The sequence below is a fragment of the Novosphingobium sp. CF614 genome, assembly GCF_900113255.1.
Classification (GTDB): domain Bacteria; phylum Pseudomonadota; class Alphaproteobacteria; order Sphingomonadales; family Sphingomonadaceae; genus Novosphingobium.
On the sequence record NZ_FOOR01000002.1, the window covers coordinates 410,363 to 429,439 of the forward strand.

At 66.6% G+C, this 19,077-nt stretch carries 15 protein-coding genes and 1 riboswitch; of the genes, 11 read left to right on the forward strand and 4 right to left on the reverse strand.

Annotated elements, in window-relative coordinates:
• Positions 1-262 precede the first annotated feature (262 nt).
• The 3 genes from BM052_RS04730 (at position 263) to BM052_RS04740 (ending at position 3,970) form a co-directional block, all read left to right on the forward strand.
• Positions 263-2,518 carry a TonB-dependent receptor gene (locus tag BM052_RS04730; RefSeq protein ID WP_091143776.1) on the forward strand — a complete coding sequence of 752 codons (2,256 nt, stop codon included), beginning with the start codon at positions 263-265 and terminating at the stop codon, positions 2,516-2,518.
• Positions 2,519-2,596: 78 nt separating this feature from the next.
• The gene (locus BM052_RS04735; RefSeq protein ID WP_091143968.1) at positions 2,597-3,280 is read left to right on the forward strand and encodes a Fe2+-dependent dioxygenase; all 684 of its coding nucleotides are present in this window, start codon (positions 2,597-2,599) and stop codon (positions 3,278-3,280) included.
• A complete protein-coding gene (locus tag BM052_RS04740; protein ID WP_091143779.1) occupies positions 3,281-3,970 on the forward strand; it encodes a PepSY-associated TM helix domain-containing protein in 690 nt (229 codons plus the stop codon).
• 37 nt (positions 3,971-4,007) lie between these two features.
• Here the strand turns inward: BM052_RS04740 and BM052_RS04745 are convergent, their stop codons facing one another.
• From BM052_RS04745 to BM052_RS04755, 3 genes are all read right to left on the reverse strand, one after another.
• Positions 4,008-4,580: a TMEM165/GDT1 family protein gene (locus tag BM052_RS04745; RefSeq protein ID WP_091143969.1), complete on the reverse strand. Its 573-nt coding sequence runs from the start codon at positions 4,578-4,580 to the stop codon at positions 4,008-4,010.
• A 16-nt stretch (positions 4,581-4,596) separates the two neighbouring features.
• Positions 4,597-4,778, reverse strand: a riboswitch (yybP-ykoY riboswitch).
• 114 nt (positions 4,779-4,892) lie between these two features.
• Entirely contained in the window at positions 4,893-7,592 is a 2,700-nt protein-coding gene (locus BM052_RS04750) for a TonB-dependent receptor domain-containing protein (protein WP_091143781.1), read from the reverse strand.
• Positions 7,593-7,670: 78 nt separating this feature from the next.
• Complete coding sequence (locus BM052_RS04755; protein ID WP_369821493.1) at positions 7,671-9,263, reverse strand: hypothetical protein; 1,593 nt, start codon at positions 9,261-9,263, stop codon at positions 7,671-7,673.
• A 309-nt stretch (positions 9,264-9,572) separates the two neighbouring features.
• Here BM052_RS04755 and BM052_RS04760 point away from each other — a divergent pair, with 309 nt between their 5' ends.
• The 8 genes from BM052_RS04760 (at position 9,573) to virB11 (ending at position 17,549) form a co-directional block, all read left to right on the forward strand.
• Complete coding sequence (locus BM052_RS04760) at positions 9,573-9,950, forward strand: hypothetical protein (protein WP_091143972.1); 378 nt, start codon at positions 9,573-9,575, stop codon at positions 9,948-9,950.
• A 250-nt stretch (positions 9,951-10,200) separates the two neighbouring features.
• Positions 10,201-10,545 (forward strand): TrbC/VirB2 family protein, encoded by a 345-nt coding sequence (locus BM052_RS04765; RefSeq protein ID WP_177198319.1) that lies wholly within the window; start codon positions 10,201-10,203, stop codon positions 10,543-10,545.
• 10 nt (positions 10,546-10,555) lie between these two features.
• A complete protein-coding gene (locus BM052_RS04770; RefSeq protein ID WP_091143786.1) occupies positions 10,556-10,837 on the forward strand; it encodes a VirB3 family type IV secretion system protein in 282 nt (93 codons plus the stop codon).
• 22 nt (positions 10,838-10,859) lie between these two features.
• Positions 10,860-13,304: a VirB4 family type IV secretion/conjugal transfer ATPase gene (locus BM052_RS04775; protein ID WP_091143788.1), complete on the forward strand. Its 2,445-nt coding sequence runs from the start codon at positions 10,860-10,862 to the stop codon at positions 13,302-13,304.
• 7 nt (positions 13,305-13,311) lie between these two features.
• A complete protein-coding gene (locus tag BM052_RS04780; RefSeq protein WP_091143791.1) occupies positions 13,312-14,541 on the forward strand; it encodes a TrbL/VirB6 family protein in 1,230 nt (409 codons plus the stop codon).
• Positions 14,538-15,383, forward strand: a complete 846-nt coding sequence (locus BM052_RS04785) for a TrbG/VirB9 family P-type conjugative transfer protein (protein WP_091143793.1) — start codon at positions 14,538-14,540, stop codon at positions 15,381-15,383. The genes BM052_RS04780 and BM052_RS04785 overlap by 4 nt, the downstream gene beginning before the upstream one ends.
• Before the next feature lie 3 nt (positions 15,384-15,386).
• Positions 15,387-16,496, forward strand: a complete 1,110-nt coding sequence (locus tag BM052_RS04790) for a TrbI/VirB10 family protein (protein ID WP_091143796.1) — start codon at positions 15,387-15,389, stop codon at positions 16,494-16,496.
• A 6-nt stretch (positions 16,497-16,502) separates the two neighbouring features.
• A complete protein-coding gene (virB11, locus tag BM052_RS04795; protein WP_091143798.1) occupies positions 16,503-17,549 on the forward strand; it encodes a P-type DNA transfer ATPase VirB11 in 1,047 nt (348 codons plus the stop codon).
• A 23-nt stretch (positions 17,550-17,572) separates the two neighbouring features.
• On the opposite strand, the gene BM052_RS04800 is transcribed toward virB11, so the two are convergent.
• Positions 17,573-19,054 carry a Ppx/GppA phosphatase family protein gene (locus tag BM052_RS04800; RefSeq protein ID WP_091143800.1) on the reverse strand — a complete coding sequence of 494 codons (1,482 nt, stop codon included), beginning with the start codon at positions 19,052-19,054 and terminating at the stop codon, positions 17,573-17,575.
• Between the last annotated feature and the right edge of the window lie 23 nt (positions 19,055-19,077).

The following is a 19,077-nucleotide window of genomic DNA, read 5'->3' on the forward strand; positions in this document are numbered from 1 at the left end:
ATTCCCACTTCGGGCGAGACAACCGCGTTTTGTTGATATGGCGCAATGACGCCGCGAGATCGGCGCCATACACGCGGTGCCGTTCCCCATCGCCACCGCGTCCGGCACGGCCTTGAAAGCGGCCTGCGGGCGTCGCCGTGCGGCGCCATATCCGGGCGTCTTGGGGACCTCATTCAAAGAAATGCGAACGAATGTCATTAGCGTTGACAGTGCGATCGATTCGCAATAGCGGTCCGCCCACCAAATGGGGGGAACCAGCTAAATGTCCAATTCATTGTTCACGTCTGTCCGTGCAGTTCCTGTCTCGCTAGCCGCCGCCATGCTGATGGCCGGGCCCGCCTTCGCCGCGGAGGATACCGGCGAGGCCGATCGGGCGGACCAGGATGCCATCCTGGTCAAGGGCCAGCACGAGGAAATCGACCTTCCGGTGGTGCGCGGCCCGATCATCGACGTACCGCAGATGGTCAACGTCATTACCACCGAGACGCTGCGCGATCGCCAGGTGATTTCGCTTGAGCAGGCGCTGCGCAACGTGGCCGGCGTCACCACGCAGATCGGTGAGGGCGGGGTCGTCAACGGCGACCAGTTCTTCATTCGCGGCCAGTCGGCGAAGAACGACATTTTTACGGACGGCCTGCGCGATTTCGGCGCGTTCACGCGTGACAGCTTCAACTATGAATCGGTTGAAGTCCTGAAAGGCTCCTCCTCCACGGCCTTGGGCCGGGGCGTGTCGGGCGGCGCGATCAACACCACCTCGAAGGCGCCCGCCACCACCGATTTCTTCAGCATGAACGGATCGGCGGGTTCGGCGAATTACGGCCGCGTCACCGTGGATGCGAACAAGGCGCTCACCGACAGTATCGGCGTTCGCCTCAATTTCATGGCTCACCAGAATGACTCGGCCGACCGCGATCTGGTCGAATCGAGGCGCTGGGGCTTCGCGCCCGCCGTCGGCATCGGGATCGGCCAGCGCACCAGCCTGACCCTGGTCTACTTCCATCAGGAAGAAACCCGGGTGCCGGACTATGGCGTGCCGGTGGCGGTTACCACGCCGACGGACGACATTGAGCTTCCGGTCACCGAGCTTGGCGTGCCGCGTTCCAATTTCTACGGCTACACAGCAGATACCGACAGGGTCAACGTCCACACCGTGACCGCGAAGTTGCGGCACCAGGCAAATGACTGGCTGAGTTTCACCAGCGATACGAAACTGGGTGTTTACAAGCGCTATTTCCGGCAGACCGTAGCCTCCTGCCCGGCCGCGACCTGCGGCAATCTGCTGATCGACGGCAATACCGCGACTGTTCCGGTCGCCACCATGGGTGGTCCCGGCCCCTATGACCAGACCACCAAGGGCATCCAGAACGTCTCGACCGCGCTCATCACCAAGCCCATCGGCGGCATGCGCAACGAACTGGTGCTGGGGATCGACTTCTCCTACCAGACCAATGACCGGACCCAGTTCAACTACGCGGCGACTCGCGCGGCCAAGGACCTGTTCGATCCGGCGCACGATCCGTCGCCCGCCCTGTCGGCGACGCTCAACAACATCCGCGACACGCGCGGCACCGACATCTCCTTCTTCATCGACGAGCGGCTTTGGTTCACGCCCGAATTCTCGGTGGATGCCGGGCTTCGCTTCCAGCATTTCGTCAATCGGCAGGACCAGACCAGCTACGCCGTCCTGACGTGCAACGGCGTGGGCAGCACCACCGCCATTGACTGCGATTTCACGCGCAAGTCCGTGCACAATCTTTGGAATCCCAAGGTTTCCGCGATTTGGGAACCGTCCGACGATGCGAGCTTCTATGTAAGCTACAGCAAGGCGGCCGTCCCGCCGGGCAATTCCATCGGCAATGGCGACGCACTGTCCGCGCTGGCCACCAATGGCACCATCAGTACGGCCGACCTCGACCCGGAAAAGACCGAGACTTTCGATATCGGCGCCAAATTCGGGCTGTTTCACAACAAGCTGCTGGTTCAAACAGCCGTGTACCAGATCAACCGGGACAACGCGAAAGAGACCGACTCCAGCGGCAATCTCTTTGCGTCGTCGGAGCCCAAGCAGCGGCTTCGCGGCTTCGAACTGGGCCTGAGCGGCGCTGTCAGCAAGGAACTGCTGCTGACGGCCAACTATTCCTATGTCGATGCGGAAATCCGCGAATCCTTCTCAAGCAACGTGGTGGAAGACAGCGTCGGCAACCAGGTCCGCTATGTTCCCAAGCACGCGGCGTCGGCCTGGGCAACCTGGAAACCGGTGGACGGTTCCCTGGCCGGCCTGGAGGTTGGCGGCGGACTCAACTACCAGTCCAAGGTCTATCTCAACAACCTCAACACCCAGGTGGCGCCGTCTTATGTCGTGTTCGATGCCTTGCTGGGTTACGATTTTGGTAATTACCGCATCGCGCTCAACGGCTATAACCTGACCGACAAGCTCTATTATGCCCAGGTGAACGGCGGCCGGGTGCTGCCCGCCGCAGGCCGCACCTTCGTGGCGACGCTGGGTGTTGCCTTCTGATCCCGCGCCCGGGCAGAAGACCGGGGGACCGGCCGCATGGCCGGCCGGTCCTCCACCGCTTTCCCGAAGGACTTCGCCATGCTGATCCGCATTCCCGGCCTGCTCTCGCCCGAGGAGCTGGCCCATTGCCGCAAGGTACTGACCGAGACCGCCTGGGTCGACGGGCGCGTCACGGCCGGGGTGCAGTCGGCGATCGCCAAGCACAACCTGCAAGTCCCGGAAGATGCACCGCAGGCGCAGGCGCTGGGTCAGATCATTCTCAAGGCGCTTGGCACGAACGTGACGTTCAACGCCGCCGCGCTGCCGCTGCGCGTGTTTCCGCCGCTGTTCAACCGCTATGACGAAGGCATGGGCTTCACCGCCCATGTCGACAACGCGATCCGCTACGTCGCCAGCGCGCGCCAGCGCATACGCACGGACGTGTCCTCCACCCTGTTCCTCAGCGAGCCCGACGAATACGACGGCGGCGAACTGGTGATCGAGGACAGCTATGGCGAGCAGCGGGTGAAATTCGCCGCCGGCGACCTCGCGCTCTACCCCGCCGACAGCCTGCACCGGGTGGAACCGGTGACGCGCGGAAGCCGCTGGGCCGCGTTCTTCTGGAGCCAGTCGATGGTCCGCGACGATGCCACCCGCGCGCTGCTCTACAACTTCGATCGTTCGATCACGCTGGTCCGCGCCGAACTGGGGGACGGCCATCCAGCGGTGCTGGGCATTACTTCCACCTATCACAACCTTCTCAGGAAATGGGCCGAACTGTAAATGGCTTTTCGTTTCAACCAGTCGGGCCTGCTGTTCGTCCCGGTCAAATGGCAGCGCGTGGCCTTCGTCCGCTGGCTGCGGCGCATTCACGCCTGGACCGGTTTCTGGGGGGCGATCCTGTTCTTCATGCTCGGCCTGTCCGGCATCCTGCTCAATCATCGCTCGATCATGAAGCTGGACACCGGCGAACCCGTGGAAGTTAGCGCGATGGATATTGCCGTGAACCCGACGCTCCTGCCCGATCGCGATGCGCTTGGGCGCTGGGCGGCAAAGGAATTCGGCCTCACCGCCGAAGCCCGCCCGCCGCGCCGCAAGGGCGGCGGGGAAGACGCGCCAAAGGGGCGCAAGAGCTTCCTCGGCCGGGAACGGCAGGAGGCCGAGAAGTGGGAGCTGGCGTTCTCCCAGCCCAACGGCAGGGTCACCGTGGAATACACGCCGGGCTCGCGCAGCGTCTCGGTCCGGCAGGACGCGGAAAACCTGCTCGGCGTCCTGAAGAACCTGCACAAGGGCACCGGCCTCGGCGTCCTGTGGGTACTGTTCCTCGATACCATCGCCGGGGCGCTGGTGGCGATGAGCCTGACCGGCTTTCTGCTGTGGACGCGGCTGCACGGCAGCCGGATCCTGGCCGGCGGGATCGTCGCCGCCAGCCTCGGCCTGGCCCTGACCGCGGCCTGGCCTCACCTCCTGTAGGCCGGGCGGAGGCGCCCGCCCGGCCGACCGGCCGATTTCAGATCCAGCCCGCCGTCCGCGCCAGCAGCCACAGGCCGATCGCCAGGAACAGCAGCGCCGCGATCACCCGCACCACTCCCAGCGGCACGCGCTTGATGATCTCGTGGCCGAGGAACACAGCGGGTACGTTGGCGATCATCATGCCCAGCGTGGTGCCGGCCATGACCGGCACCACGCTTTGAAACCGGGCGCCCAGCGCGATCGTCGCCAGCTGGGTCTTGTCCCCCATCTCCACCAGGAAGAAGGCGATCGTGGTCGCCAGGAAGGGGCCGAAGCGGCTCGGCCGGCTCCCTTCGTCTTCCTCGATGCTGTCGGGGATCAGCGTCCATCCGGCCATCACGATGAAACTGGCGGCCACGAGGTAGCGAAACCACCGCCCATCGAGGAACGAAGCCGCCTGCTCCCCGACCAGCGCGGCAAGGAAGTGGTTGGCCAGGGTTGCCACGAGAATCCCCGCGACGATCGGCCAGGGGCGTTTGAAGCGCGTCGCCAGGACGATCGCCAGCAGCTGCGTCTTGTCGCCGATCTCGGCCAGCGCGACCACGACGGTGGAGGTGAACAGGGCTTCCAAGCGAATTCTCCAGGCCGGGCGGAGCGAAGGCACAACAGCGCGCGCGGAACCCGCCCGGCCGAGCGGAACCGCAAGCGCCATTGGTCTCGCCCGAACGGTTGCCCGCCCTCCTGTGCGCCACGGCCTCTCGGCCGAGTGTGTTGACGACAGGTTCCGCCGGAAGAAAAGGCGGACGACTACTCCCCAGATGACAATGACCGTCCTAGGCAAGGAGACGGCCCCTGGAAAGAGAAAAAAGGCCCGGCCGCATCGCTGCGACCGGGCCGTTGAGGTGCCGTCGGGAAGGCAGGGACCTCCCGGTGAGGAAATAGTTCAGAAATTCAATTGCGCGGAGAACGAGATGACCGTGCCGACGTCATAAGTGTTGAACTCGACGGTGTTGTCGCCGCTGGTCTGGTACTCGCGGTGGCGCGTGCCCAGCAGGTTGCGCGCCTCGAATTTCAGCTCAACCTCCTGGCCGAGGAAATCGGCGCCCTCGCGCGCGACGAAATCGAGCTGGATGCCAGGCTTCTCGATGATGTCGGGCTGCGCCACCGAGCCGTTGAGGCCGCGGCTGACCACGCGCTCACTGGCGAAGCTGACGAGCAGGGTCTGCTGCGAGAGACGTTCGGTGTTCTCCAGGCCGAGCTGCAGATTCGCCAGATGGTCCGATTGGCCGGTGAGCGGCTCGCCGTCGCGAAAGTAGTCGGTCGCAATGCTGGACGATGCCGCATAGACCGCCACGCTGTCACCTGCCGAAACTTTCAGCTTGGACTTGCTGTAGGTATAGTTGGCGACGATCACGGCGCGGCGGTCGGTCAACCAGCCACCGGCATCGGACAAGTCGAAGTACTTCGTCGCTTCGATCTCGGCGCCGTAGAGCTGCGCTTCCGGCGCATTGGCGTAGCTGGTGACGAGATTGTCCGAAAGCAGCGTGATGAAGGCCTCGATCGGCTTGTCGATCTTCTTGTAGAAGCCGGCGATCGACAGGCGCTGCTCGGGCGCGAAGTACCATTCGAGACGAGTCTCAGCGTTGTAGAGCTGGCTGTCGGTGAGCAACGGATTGCCCAGGTACTGGCGATTGCTGTCCGGATCGAAGAACGGCTGGTAGATCAGCTCGCGAAACTGCGGGCGGGCGATCGTCTTGGAACCGCTCAGGCGGAATTGCAGATCCGGCTGAATCTGCCAGGTCAGCGTGGCCGCGGGCAGCCAGTATTCCTTGCGCAGCGCGGGCGTCGGCGTGTAGTTCGGCGGCGTGGTGAAGACTTGCACGGCAGCGACCGCCTGCCTGGCCTTTTCGAAGCGAACACCGGCGTCGAGGCTCAAGGCGTCGGTGAACTGCACGTTGGCCTTGGCGTAGCCTGCCCAATTGCGCAGCTTGCCCTGAAACGCCGGGGTCGCTTCGTCCGGCTCGATCAGGTCGATGCCGCCCACGGTCGTGCCGCCGCTGGTGGTCCCGATGACCAGCCCGGGCGACAGCAGCAGGTCCGGCCGGAGCACGCTGGCCTCGGTTGGGAAAGTACTGGAAGCACGGAACAGGAACTGGCGGCGCGAGCTGACGCGGTTGGTGTCGCTGAAAGCGCCGCCGACCGTCGCCAGGATCGAGGATGTAACCGCGTAGCTCACATCGACCCCGGCCGACCACAGATCCTCGTTGAGATCGGAGAAGGTGACGCTCGCCTCGCCATTGTTGCCATTCAGGCGATTGACGAAGAGCTGGCCATATGGATCCGCCGTCGTATTGGTGCGCACATATTCGAAGAACGTTTCGTAAGGCGCCTCGCGTTGCGAATTGGCATAGCCGCCGCGCAGATCGACTGAAAGGCCCGGGGCCAGCTTGAATTCGCCGACGAACTGCGTGTCGATCAGCTGGCGCTCATACCAGGCAGTGCTCTGCTGCATGTAGTCGACAGTGGTCTGGTTGCGCTGGCCGACGCCGAGGCGGCCCTGCTTGATGGTGTCGCGGATATAAAGGTTGGTCCAGCGGATCTTGTTCTGCCCAAATTCCAGGCCCAGGCCCAGCAGGCCGTTGGCGACAATGCGATTGTCGGTGGTGATGCGATTGAAATCCGTTTGCAGGGTCGAAAGATCGTCGCTGAACGAGGTCTGCTGGCGGGCCTGTCGGTTCGTCCACTTGTTGCTGAATCCGGCCGCGGCAATCACGCCGAGATCGGCACCGCCCAGGTCGAACGAAGTGCCGGCCGTGATCGATGTCGAATAGTTCACCGGCAGGTCGCGGACCTTCTGCAGCGTCGCGCGGCTGAAGCGGACGAGCTGCGCGCCGATCGCGCGGGTATCGACCGTACCCGAATTCATCGAGGCGCCGCTGTCGTAGAATGCCTGCAGTGCCGGAGGAACGTCGCGGCTGCCGTTGTCGAAACCGGTCCAATCGCTTTGGGCGCCGAAGTAGCTGTAGCCGAATTCGCCGGTGGTTTCGGAATCGACCTGGAAGCCGCCGCCGATGGTCAGGAACGATTCGGTCGGGACCGCCTTGGTGGTAAGGTTGATGACGCCGCCGCCGAACTCGCCGGGAAAGTTGACCGAATAGCTCTTCTGGACCAGCGAGGATGCGATCACGCCGCTCGGGAAGATGTCGAGCGGAACGACGCGGCGCAGCGGTTCGGGGCTGGGCAGCGGCGAACCGTTGAGCAAGGCCAGCGAATAGCGGTCGCCCAGGCCGCGCACGTAGACGTAGCCCGAACCGACGACGCTGAGACCGGTGACGCGGCCGAGCGCGCCGGCGATATTGCCTTCGCCGGTGCGCGCGATTTCCGCGGTGGTCAGCACCGAGACAACCTGGTCCGACGATTTGACGACGTTGCGGCTGCGCGAGCCGGTTACGATGATGTCGCCACCGCCGGGCACCGAGATATCGGGCTGGGCGGGTTCGGCCGGCTCTTCCCCGGCCGGCGGCGTATCGGCCGGGGCCGGGTCGGTGGCAGGCCCAGGTTCGCTCTGCGCGAACGCCAGGCTTGGCGAAACGATGGCCGACGTTATCAAGAGAGTGCCGGCGAGCCGCGACGTCAAGGACATCGGAATTCCCCTAGTTCCAAATGCAAGGACGGGGGCAGCCATTGCGGCTGCCCCCGCGTTGAGCCAGGCAGCCCGGTCTCAGGTGATCGGCAGCGAGGTGCAGTCACCCGAATTGCCCGAGCCGAAATCGGCGGTCGAGCTGTTGCAGGTCCAGCCGGCATACCAGGTGTCGCTGGAGTTGCGCACCGCGCCGATCCAGGTGGTGGTATCGAAGAAGGACGACACGGACTTTGGATCAGCGGCGGTGAAGCCGCTCTCGTTGGTGCCGTTGACGAAAGTGCTGGTCAGCGTGCTGATGAATGAAGCGTTGTTGTTGTTGGCGGAGAACACGTCCGCGATGGAAGCTGTGTCCGTCGTGTTGCCGCTGGCAAGATACTTGCCCGAGTTACACTGCATCGCGACCGAGAACGCTTTGAGCGTCGCTTTCTGAGCGTCCGTTCCAGAGAAGTTCATGCGAACACATTCGTTGTTCGGCGTGACGATCAGGCCATTGACCCAGGTGGTATCCGAATTGCCGCGCAGCAGGACGGAAGCCAGATCCGCGCCTTCGTTGTTGCTGCTGGTCGCGGGCTGCAACGCGGTAAAGTTGGCTACCGCCAGCTTCGTGCGCGGCGTCTCGCTCTCTTTGCCGTTGCTGTCGATTTCCATCAGCGCGTCGCCGGCGCCCGAACGCTGCATCAGCAGGGCATACTGAACGTTCATCTGCGCGCCGGTATCGACATCGAGGCTGTCGTCGTCGGCGCCGACCGAGATGTAGTACTTCATGTTCGGGCTGCCGCCGAACCATTCCGAACCGTCGTCCGAGCTGTTGTAGCTCTGGATGTGGTCAATCGTGGTGCCGGTGCCCACGCCTTCACCGGTGAGCGACTGCAATTCCACGTTCGAGCCCAGGATGAAACCCGAGTAACGGATCTGGACGTACTTCATGACGCCAGCGTTATACGCGGCGTCCGCGCCGCCGAAGCGCGCCGGGTTGGGCGAACCTTCGGTCTGGCGTTCACAAGTGCCGCCCGCGACGGTGCCGGCTGTGCAGTCGGTAACCGGGGCACGGCCCATCAGCACGACGCCGCCCCACTGGCCTTGCGAGGTTTCGCCGTTGAGGCCCAGGATGTTGTCGCGGCTGGTGAAGATGATCGGCTTTGTGGCGGTACCTACCGCGTTGATCTTGTTGCCACGATTGACGGCAAGCCAGGACTGTCCCGTACCGCCGAAAAGGATCACGCCCGGCTCGATCGTCAGGGTGACATTGGTGTCGGCGGTCAGCGAGGTTGCCGTACAGCCAACTGTCAAGCTTGCGGGATCCGTGAGCGGCGCCGCTGTGGTCGGGGCGGAAAAGCCGCCGTCGCAGCCGACGTCGACGCGGCCGTTCATCTGATAGACCAGGCCGGTGAGCTTCGGCAGGGTCGAAGACTGGCGGATCACGCTGGGCAGGCTGCACACGCGCCAGGTGCCGGTCGGGCCGCTGATGGTGCCGGCGTCGGTCAGGCCTTGCGGGTCGGAGATCGTGGGGCAGCCGGAGGCGGGGGTGACGGTCGGCGTCGGCGTCGGGGTTGCCGTCGGAGTCGGAGTGGGTGTGGGCTGGATGATTACGTCACCGCCGGTGCCGGGCGAAGCGATGTCGCTCGGGCCGCAGCCGACAAGCGCCAGCGAGCTGCAGCCGACAAGCAGCATTCCATGGAAATTTCTCACGTTGATTCCCCCGTGTTCAGGTCGAACGAGGCGGCGACTCCGCCTTCGCTATCTGGGGCGTCTAGGCTGGGGGGGTGACAGTTTGTTGGCGCTACGGTGACAGTAATATTCACTTATACGACAATAGTATGACATCCTTTCCCTCGCTGCCGCCGGGCGGGCCGCGACTCGGCGGTGCTGGCCGCGTTCACAGTAAAATTGCAGTTTTATGACATTTGCGTCATTTTGTTGCGGAATCGTGTGGCAGGGCGGACGATGCCTGCAATCGATACCTATAAGTCGGAGAGCGCCATGTCCCTTACCGTCCTCATCACCGCCGCCCTCTTGGGCCAGTCGGCCTTCTCGCTCGCGGCAGAGCCGCCCGGCACGGCAAAGGCGCCCGATGTCGCTTACGAAGAGCTTGCGGCTGGCCGCTCCGACGCTGCGCTGCGCAAGCTGGAGGCAAGCGGTGCCGCGCAGTCGAACGATCCGGCCGCGCTGATAAACCTGGGCGCCGCCTATGCCGCCGCCGGCAAGACCGACAAGGCGATCGCAGCCTACCGCGCGGCGATTTCCAGTCGCGACCGCTACGACCTGCAACTCGCCAACGGCACCTGGATGGATTCGCGCCTGGCCGCGCGCACCGCGCTCAAGAGCCTGCTGGCCGCGAACGCCCAGGCCTCGCGCTGAGTCCGCCGACGCGGGTTTCCGACCCGGCGCCGGTGCCCGCGCGGTCCTGTTCCGCCACCCTTCCGGTCGCGCCACATTATAAGAATTACTGTGCTTTCGGGGAGTGGAAGGCGTCGGCATTGTCCGGCGCCTTCTCTTTTGTCGTAAACTTGCAATGAATCCATTGAGCTGCAACAAGTATGTAAATTTGGCCACGGCCTCGTCACACACTTGTCATCAGCGTGGCGCAGTGGGCGCTCATATGGAGGGCATGGTGATTCGACACACTCAAATTTCGCGCCGCGGGTTTCGCGGAATTTCCGCCGTTCTCGCCGCTGCCTGGGCAGTGCTCAGCCCTTCCCTGGCCCAAGCCCAGGCGGTGGCGCGCGACCCCGCCGGTTCGGGCCCGATCGTCGCCGCGCTCGGCTGGTTGCAGGGCACGCTGCTCGGCAACGTGGCCACCGCGGTCGCGGTCATGGCGGTGGCGGCGGTGGGCTTCATGATGCTGACCGGCCGGATGAACTGGCGCTTCGGCGCCACCGTCATCATCGGCGTGTTCATCCTGTTCGGCGCCGGCGCGATCGTCTCGGGCATCCAGTCGGCGGCAGTGGGCTGAGGGCGGGGTGATGGCCCTCGCGCGCTATCCCGTCCACCGCGCGCTCACGCGGCCGCAGATGTTCGCGGGAGTGACATACAGCTTCTTTATCATCAACGCCGCGGTGACGACGGAGATATTCCTCATCACCAAGAGCTTCTGGGCGCTGCCCGCGGCGCTCGCGATCCACGGGGCGGGCTACCTCGCATGCTTGCGCGAACCCCGGGTGTTCGACTTGTGGATCGCCAAGGTCAGCAGATGTCCCCGCGTCGCCAACTGGCAGCGCTGGGGCTGCAACAGCTACGCGCCCTGAGCGGCGGCTGGGAAGGGAAATCATGGCCAAGAGCATGAAATCGCCGCTGAAGGGCCCGATGGCGAGATTTGCCGCGAAGGAAGTCCTCGCCGGCGACCGGCTGCCTTACGCCGCCCTGGTCGACGAGAACGTGGTGCTGCTGCGCGACGGTTCGGTGATGGTTTCGCTGATGGTTCCCGGTTTCGCCTTCGAGACGGCGGATACCGACGAGCTGAACGCCCATGTCGCCACGCGCGAGGTGCTGCTGCGCTCCTCGCTCGATGCACGCTTCGTGCTTTATCACCACGTCATCCGGCGCCGTGTCGAGATCGAACTCGATGGACACTTCGAGGATCCCCTGGCCGCGCACATCGACGCGCGCTGGCGGGCGCGGACCGGTTCGGGCGCGCTCTTCGTCAACGACCAGTTCATCACCCTGGTGCGCCGCCCCGCGCGCGGCAAGGCGGGCTGGGCGGACAAGCTTTCACGCCTGATGAAGAACAAGGGACACGTTCCGGCCGATGCCGATCCCGCCGACGTGCGCGCCTTGCGCGCCGCCGCATCCGCCATGGTTGCCTCGCTGGGGGCCTATGGCGCGCGCCTGCTGGGCGACTACCAGGGCCAGGCCGGCGCGTGCTCGGAAGTGCTCGAACTGCTGAGCGCGCTCTACAACGGCGAGATGCGCCCGGTGCGCCGCCCCGCCGAGGACACCGACATCGGCCACATGCTGCCCTACCGCCGCGTCAGCTTCGGGATGGACGCGCTTGAACTGCGCGGCGCCAATGGCAGCGCGTTCGGTTCGATCGTGTCGCTCAAGGACTATCCCGATTCGACCGCGCCCGGCCTTACCGACGCGCTGCTGCGGCTTCCTTGCGAATTGGTGCTGACCGAAACTTATGCCCCGTGCGACCGCCAGATCGCCCGCGAGCGCATCGACCTTGCCATCCGCCGGCTGCGTTCCGCCGACGAGGAAGCCATGGCCGAGCGCCGCGAGATGAGCGCCGCGCGCGATTCGCTGGGCACCGGCGCGGTGGGCTTCGGCGATCATCACCTTTCCGTGCTGGTCCGGGCCGATTCGCTCGACGCGCTTGACGAGGTGACGGCGCTGTGCGCCGCCGCGCTGGCCGATGCCGGCGCCGTCGCCGTGCGCGAGGAGGTCAACCTGGAGCCCGCCTTCTGGGGGCAGTTGCCGGGCAACGAATCGTTCATCGTGCGCCGGGCGCTGATTTCCAGCGCCAACATGGCCTGCTTCGGCAGCCTGCACGGCTTCGCCATGGGCCAGGCCAGCGGCAATCACTGGGGCGACGCGGTAACGCTGCTGGCCACGACCAGCGCAACCCCGTTCTTCTTCAACTTTCACCAGGGCGACCTTGGTAACTTCACTGTCATCGGTCCCTCGGGTTCCGGTAAGACGGTTGTCATGAACTTCCTTGCCGCCCAGGCGCAGAAGTTCGCGCCCCGCACCATCCTGTTCGACAAGGATCGCGGCGCCGAAGTATTCCTGCGCGGCATCGGCGGCACGTACAGCCGCGTCGCCGCCGGCCACCCGACCGGCTTCAACCCGCTCGCGCTGCCCGACAATGCCGCCAACCGCGCGTTCCTGCGCGACTGGCTGGGCGTCCTGCTCGAAGCGAAAGGGCCGGAGGAGCTGGCCACGATCGCCGGCGCGGTCGACGCCGCCTATGCCAACGATCCCTCGCTGCGCCGCCTCTCGCACTTCCGCGAGCTGCTGGCGGGCGCGCGCCGGCCCGAGCCGGGCGACCTGGCCGGCCGTCTCGACGCCTGGCTCGTCGCCGGTCCCAATGGCGGCGGCGAGCACGGCTGGCTGTTCGACAACCAGCAGGACCGGCTCGACCTGTCCTCGCGGGTGCTCGGTTTCGACATGACCGCGCTGCTGGAAAGCCCGCGCCTGCGCACGCCGGTGATGATGTACTTGTTCCACCGCATCGAGGAACGCCTCGATGGCGAGCCGACGATGATCCTGATCGACGAGGGCTGGAAGGCGCTCGACGACGAGGTCTTCGCCGCGCGCATCCGCGATTGGCTCAAGACGCTGCGCAAGCGCAACGCGCTGGTCGGCTTCGCCACCCAGTCGGCGCGCGACGCGCTGGACAGCAGGATCGCCACCGCGCTGGTCGAGCAGACCGCGACGATGATCTTCATGCCCAACGCCCGCGCCCGCTACGAGGATTACTGCGAAGGCTTCGGCCTTTCGCAGCACGAACTCGACGTGATCCGCACATTGCCCGCGCACTCGCGCTGCTTCCTGATCCGCCAGTCGGACGCCTCGGTGGTGGTGCGGCTCGATCTTTCGGGCATGCCTGAGGTGCTCACCGTGCTTTCCGGCCGCGAAAGCACCGTGCGCAAGCTGGACCAGCTGCGCGAACGCTATGGCGACCAGCCCTCGGCCTGGTATCCGGCGCTCACCGGCATGCAGTGGCCGGGCGATGCCGAGGACGGCGAGCTGTGGATCCAGGCGGCCGAGTGACCCCGTCATGAGCGCCGCCTGCGAACAGCTTACCGAAGTCGCTTCCGCCGGAGTCTCCCCAGCGCTGCGCGCGGTGGACTGCGTGGCCAACGAGATGGCCGCCAGCGCGTTCGGCCGCCTGTTCGGCGCGGGCGGGGCGATGGGGCCGGTGCTGACCATCCTGCTCACGCTCTACATCGCCTTCTTCGCCTTCTCGCTGCTGACCGGCCGCACCAGCCTGGGTGTCTCGGCGCTGACCCCGCGCATGCTGCGCCTGGGCGTCGTGCTGACGTTCGCGACCAGCTGGATCGCCTATCAGGGCGTGGTCTGGAACCTCGCGATCGGCGGGCCGGACTGGATCGCCGCGCTGCTGATGGGCGCCAAGGGCTCGGCCACGCAGCTCTTCGGCGATCGCATCGATATCGTGTTCGGCGCGATCAACGATATTTCCCAGGCTTCCGCCGGAGAGGGCGCGGCGCCCTCTGGCGGCCCGGCTTCGGCCCAAGGCCTGTTCACGCCCGAAAGCGTGATGTGGATGGGCGCGCTGCTGCTGCTGCTCGGCACCGTGGGCGTGCTGCTCACCGCGCGCATCGCGCTGGCGGTGCTGCTGGCGGTCGGCCCCATCTTCGTCGTGCTGGCGCTGTTTGGCGGTACGCGGGGGCTCACCGTCGGCTGGCTGCGCGGCGTCGTGCTGACCGCGGTCACCCCGCTGTTCGTCGTCCTGGGCGGCGGCATCACCCTGGAACTGCTGGTGCCGATCATCAACCAGCTGGTCCAGAGCGCCAACATGGGCGAGCTTGACGGACGCGCCGCGATGGCCTTGTTCCTGGTCGCGTCCGTGCACGTCGCGCTGATGGTCATGATCGTCAAGGTCGCGGCGACGATGGTTTCGGGCTGGCGGGTCTTCGGTCTTGCCGGCAGCGACGACGAGCGCTCCAGCGGCGCGCGCGGCGGACAGGACACGGCGCCGGCTCCGGCGGCCTCGATGCCCACGTCGAGCCCGCTCGCGGCGACGCAGCAGCGCCGTGCCCCCGTGGTTGCCGCCAGTGCGGCGGCCATGGGGGATGCCGCTTATCACGAGAGTAATGCCGCAATGCGTTCAAGCGAGCGCCGAACCGTGGTAACGCAAGTGACCGGCGGCGGAATCGAACCACTTCGCCACGGGGAGAATGGAACGCGCGCGCGGGGGATCGGCAGCCGGTTTCGCAGCGCGTCGAACGATACCGGCAAGCTGCCGGCGAAGGAGAAGACACGATGAAGCGCCGCAAGGCTCCCGTTCTCGCGCCCGTTCTCGCGATGGCCGCGATGCTTGCTGTTACGCTGGCCGCGCCCGCCCGCGCGGACGACGACCGGCTCGTCGAGCACACCTACAGCGACAAGGAAGTCGTGCGGATCGAAGGCAAGGCCGGGATCCAGGCGGCGATCGCTTTCGGTGACGGCGAATCGATCGAGAATGTCGCGGTCGGCGATTCGCAGACCTGGCAGATCACGCCGAACAAGCGGGCCGACCTGCTCTTCGTCAAGCCGCTGGAAGCCGCCGCGCGCACCAACATGACGGTGATAACCAACCGCCACACCTATTTCTTCGATCTTGTCGCCTCGCCCAAGGCCAAGCCGCTCTACATGCTGCGCTTCACCTACAAGGATCCCAAGAAGGACACCGGCAAGGCCGCGCCGCGCATCGATGCCGCGCCGGGTGCCGCCCTCGCGGAACTCGATCCGGCCGAGCAGGCGCTGGCCGCCGGCGATCCTTCGGAGCTGCCCGCCGATCCAACCACGCTCAATTTCGCCTGGAAGCGCACCGGATCGGCCAGGCTGCTGCCCTCGCGCGTCTACGACGACGGCAACGCCACCTACCTGCTCTGGCCCGAGAAGTCGGCGGTTCCGGCGATCCTGGTCCAGAACGAGAAGGGTGAGGAAGGCCCGATCAACTACGCCGTGCGCGGCACCACGATCGTGATTTCCGAAGTGCCCAGGAAGATCATCCTGCGCGCCGGGCGTGCCTTCGCCGAACTGGAGAACGCCCGCGACGATGCCGCCTCGGCCAAGGCGGCGATGGCCGCGAACACGCCGAACCTCACGACAATACAGGGGAACTGACAGATGGCGCCCAACTCCTCCATTCGTGAGCGCATCGCGCCCGGCACCGGCACCGATCCGCGCGACGGCGAGGGTGCGCAGGTCATCGATCTCGCCACCCGCAGCGTGCTGCCGCAGGTTACGCAGCGCAAGCGCGCCGACGGGCTGGGCCTTGCCGCCGGCGTGCTGATCGTGGCGGCGCTGGGCGGCCTCACCTTGTGGTCGATGGATTCGGTGCGCAGCGGCAAGGTCGATACCGCTCCCGGCCAGCCGGCCGACGCGGCATCGCAGCTCGGCGTGCCGGTTCCCGCCCCCGCAGCCCTGCCGGCACCGGAACAGAAGCCCGCCGCCGCGCCCGCCGAATTGCCGGCACCGGCCCCCGCCCCGGTGCTGGCGGCGCCGCCCGCGACCAATCCGGCGGCCGGGCTCCAGGCGAACCGCTATGCCAACCCCACCGTGGTCTTCGACGCCGGAACGGGTGCTGCCGGCGCCGCGCCGATCGCCGGTCCCGCCGGAGAGGCCAAGGCCAGCGGCAACGCCAACGACGATTTCTCCGCGCGCCTGGCCGGCTCGGGCACGACCGCCGCGGCGGCGCGCTCGTTCGATCCGGCCACCACGGTGACGCAAGGCACGCTGATCCCGGCGGTGCTGGAAACCGCGATCGACACCGACGTGCCCGGCTATGTGCGCGCCATCGTTTCCACCGACGTGCGCAGCTTCGATGGCCGGCACGTCCTCGTCCCGCGCTCGTCGCGCCTGATCGGCCAGTACAAGAGCGGGCTGACCGCGGGCCAGAAGCGCGCCTACGTGATCTGGACCCGCCTGATCCGTCCGGACGGCGTCTCGGTGAACCTCGGTTCGCCCGCCATCTCCTTCGGCGGCGAGACCGGCCTTGCCGGCAAGGTCAACAGCCACTTCTTCGAACGCTTCGGTTCCGCCATGCTGCTCTCGGTCGTCGGCGGCCTCAGCTCGATCGCTTCGAGCGGCGCCAGCGTGGTGGTCGGTGGCGGCCAGTCGGCGGCGGCGGCGGCGGTCCAGAACAGTTCCAGCGTCGGCCCGACGATCCGCGTCCGCCAGGGCGAGCCGATCCGGGTCTTCACCGCCAAGGACCTGGACTTCAGCCAGGTCAAGTGACGCATCATGGCGAATGTCCTTACCTTGCAGCCGGAGCGTGCTTCGGCGCCCATAACCATGGCTGAACCCGACGCGCCGGCGCCGCGCAGCGTCTATCTCGATGCCTACCTGGCGCCCCTGCGCCCCTGGCTCGAGCGCGAGAGCGTTACCGAAATCCTGGTCAACCGCCCGGGCGAGATCTGGATCGAGGACGGCGCGCACCCGGGGGCCGCCATGCAGCGTATCGCGCTGCCGGAAATGGACGATCGCCTGCTCCAGCGCCTTGCCGAACAGGTCGCGCGGATCAGCCACCAGGGCATCAACCGCGAACACCCGTTGCTTGCGGCGACCCTGCCGGCCTACGGCAACCAGTCGGGCGCGCGCATCCAGCTGATCGGGCCGCCGGCGACCCGGGCCAACTGGGCGATGGCGATCCGCCGCCATCGCCTGCTCGAACTGCCGCTCGACGCCTATGATCGCGGCCCGATCGCGCCCGCGCGCGAAGAGCCGGCGCCCGATCCCATGGCCGAGCCGATCGCCTTCCTGCGCGATGCCATCCGCCGCCGCCGCACGATCCTGATTTCGGGGGGCACGTCGACCGGCAAGACCACCTTCCTCAATGCCATGCTTTCGGAAATTCCGGAGCACGAGCGCGTCGTGCTGGTGGAGGATACGGCCGAACTGCGGCTGCCCGGCGCCAACGGGGTCGGCCTGATCGCGGTCAAGGGCGAGCTGGGCGAAGCCAAGGTTTCGGCCAACGACCTGCTGCAGGCCGCCTTGCGCCTCCGGCCCGACCGGATCGTGCTGGGCGAGCTGCGCGGATCCGAGACGGTCAGCTTCCTGCGCGCGATCAATACCGGCCACCCCGGATCGTTCTCCACCGTCCACGCCAACAGCCCGCGCGGGGCGCTGGAGCAGATCGCGCTGATGGCGATGCAGACCGGCATCGGCCTGACCCGCGCCGAGACGCTGGAATACGCGGCCTCGGTGATCGACATCGTCGTCCAGCTCGACCGCCTGGAAGGCAAGCGCGGGATCAGCGCGATCGCGGAGAGCCGCTCGCTGGTGCAGTGAGCGGCATCACGCCGCCGCGTGGCTCAAGCCTCGATCAGTACGCCGCCCGTCGCCTCGACGCTCCATTCGAGGCCCAGCCATTCGGCCAGCGCCTTGAGGTCCTTGCTGATTCCGCCATTGTAGAGCGGCCGGGCGGATTCCTTGAGCGAAAGGACCAGTCGGCCGTTTTCCAGCGACAGCGCCGTCGATGCCAATCCCGCCTGGGTTCCGCCGGTAAGGCGGCGGCACAGGCGCACCGCCAGGCCCCAGCCGATCGCCCTGTCGAGATCGGCCTTGTCGGCCAGGCGGGTGAATTCCGGCGGGATCGCGGTGAGGCCCGAATTGGCGAAGACGGTCATCGCCATCATCCCGCGTCCGCGCATGTCGAGCCCGATCCAGCGCTTGCGCAGCGCCCAGGTCAGCGCTTCCTCGGTGCGCATGTTGGGTTCGGTCCGCATCGCCGCCAGCGCCAAAAGGCTGGCGGCCTTGCGCAAGTCCCCGTCCCGCGCGGCGTCGCGGCAGGCCGGGGCGGTCCAGGCGGCGACGCCGCTGGCATCGTCCAGCGAGACCCGCGCGTTCAGCGCGAAGGCGGCGACGCTGGCCAGCATCGGGCTTTCCCGTTGGATGTCCTTGGGCAACTGCATGTGCAGCAACCCCTCGCGCAGGCCCCAGGAAGAGAACACCAGGCGCGAGGGCCTGAGGCTGGCGATCAGCTGCGTCAGCAGCGCGGCGGCATCGGGCAAAGTGGCGAGCCGCGCCGAGGAGATGCGCGGATCGGGATCGTCGATCCGGCCTTTCGCGAACAGGCGGGCAAGGTGCAGGGCCTCGGAGGCGGGGAGCTGGAAGCCATGCGGATCGTCGACCGGCCACTGGAGCACGCGCATCGCCTGGAGCGCCAGCGCGCGCCACGATCCGCCGACGATATAGAGCGGCAGGTCGCGGCCTTTGCCCCAGCCCCTGGCCTTGAGGCCGGCACGCACGGATGCGGCGAATTTCTGCGGGCCGGCGGCGCGCATGTCCGGCAGGCGCAAGGTGCCGAACGGCAGGGTGATGCCGCCCGCGCATGCCTCTCCATCGATCTCGACCAGTTCGAGGCTGCCACCGCCGAGATCGGCGGCGATCCCGCGCGCGCCGGGGAAGGCGGCGATCACGCCGGCGGCGCTGGCGCGGGCCTCCTCCTCTCCCGAAAGCAGGCGCGGCGCCAGGCCGAAACCGCGGACGGCATCGAGGAATTCGGCCCCATTGGCGGCATCGCGCGCGGCGGCGGTGGCGACGCATTCGACATTGTCGACGCCCAGCAGCCGCAGCAGGGCCGCGAAGCGGGCGAGCGCGGACAGCGCGGTACGCATCGCCTTGTCGGAAATCGCGCCGGTCCGGCCCAGGTCCTTGCCCAGGCGCGCGCTGACTTTCTCGTTGAGGATCACCACCGGTGCGCGCGGCGGGCCGTTGTAGACGACCAGCCGCACGGTATTCGAGCCGATGTCGATGATCGCGCGCTTTTCGCTGCTGAGGCTGATGCCGATCATTCCGTTCAGACTAATCACAGGAG

Coding starts and splice junctions, on each gene's coding strand:
- BM052_RS04730 (WP_091143776.1), top strand. CDS start 263: ATGTCCAATTCATTGTTCACGTCTGTCCGTGCAGTTCCTGTCTCGCTA.
- BM052_RS04735 (WP_091143968.1), top strand. CDS start 2,597: ATGCTGATCCGCATTCCCGGCCTGCTCTCGCCCGAGGAGCTGGCCCAT.
- BM052_RS04740 (WP_091143779.1), top strand. CDS start 3,281: ATGGCTTTTCGTTTCAACCAGTCGGGCCTGCTGTTCGTCCCGGTCAAA.
- BM052_RS04750 (WP_091143781.1), bottom strand. CDS start 7,592: ATGTCCTTGACGTCGCGGCTCGCCGGCACTCTCTTGATAACGTCGGCC.
- BM052_RS04755 (WP_369821493.1), bottom strand. CDS start 9,263: ATGCTGCTTGTCGGCTGCAGCTCGCTGGCGCTTGTCGGCTGCGGCCCG.
- BM052_RS04760 (WP_091143972.1), top strand. CDS start 9,573: ATGTCCCTTACCGTCCTCATCACCGCCGCCCTCTTGGGCCAGTCGGCC.
- BM052_RS04765 (WP_177198319.1), top strand. CDS start 10,201: ATGGTGATTCGACACACTCAAATTTCGCGCCGCGGGTTTCGCGGAATT.
- BM052_RS04770 (WP_091143786.1), top strand. CDS start 10,556: ATGGCCCTCGCGCGCTATCCCGTCCACCGCGCGCTCACGCGGCCGCAG.
- BM052_RS04775 (WP_091143788.1), top strand. CDS start 10,860: ATGGCCAAGAGCATGAAATCGCCGCTGAAGGGCCCGATGGCGAGATTT.
- BM052_RS04780 (WP_091143791.1), top strand. CDS start 13,312: ATGAGCGCCGCCTGCGAACAGCTTACCGAAGTCGCTTCCGCCGGAGTC.
- BM052_RS04785 (WP_091143793.1), top strand. CDS start 14,538: ATGAAGCGCCGCAAGGCTCCCGTTCTCGCGCCCGTTCTCGCGATGGCC.
- BM052_RS04790 (WP_091143796.1), top strand. CDS start 15,387: ATGGCGCCCAACTCCTCCATTCGTGAGCGCATCGCGCCCGGCACCGGC.
- virB11 (WP_091143798.1), top strand. CDS start 16,503: ATGGCGAATGTCCTTACCTTGCAGCCGGAGCGTGCTTCGGCGCCCATA.
- BM052_RS04800 (WP_091143800.1), bottom strand. CDS start 19,054: ATGATCGGCATCAGCCTCAGCAGCGAAAAGCGCGCGATCATCGACATC.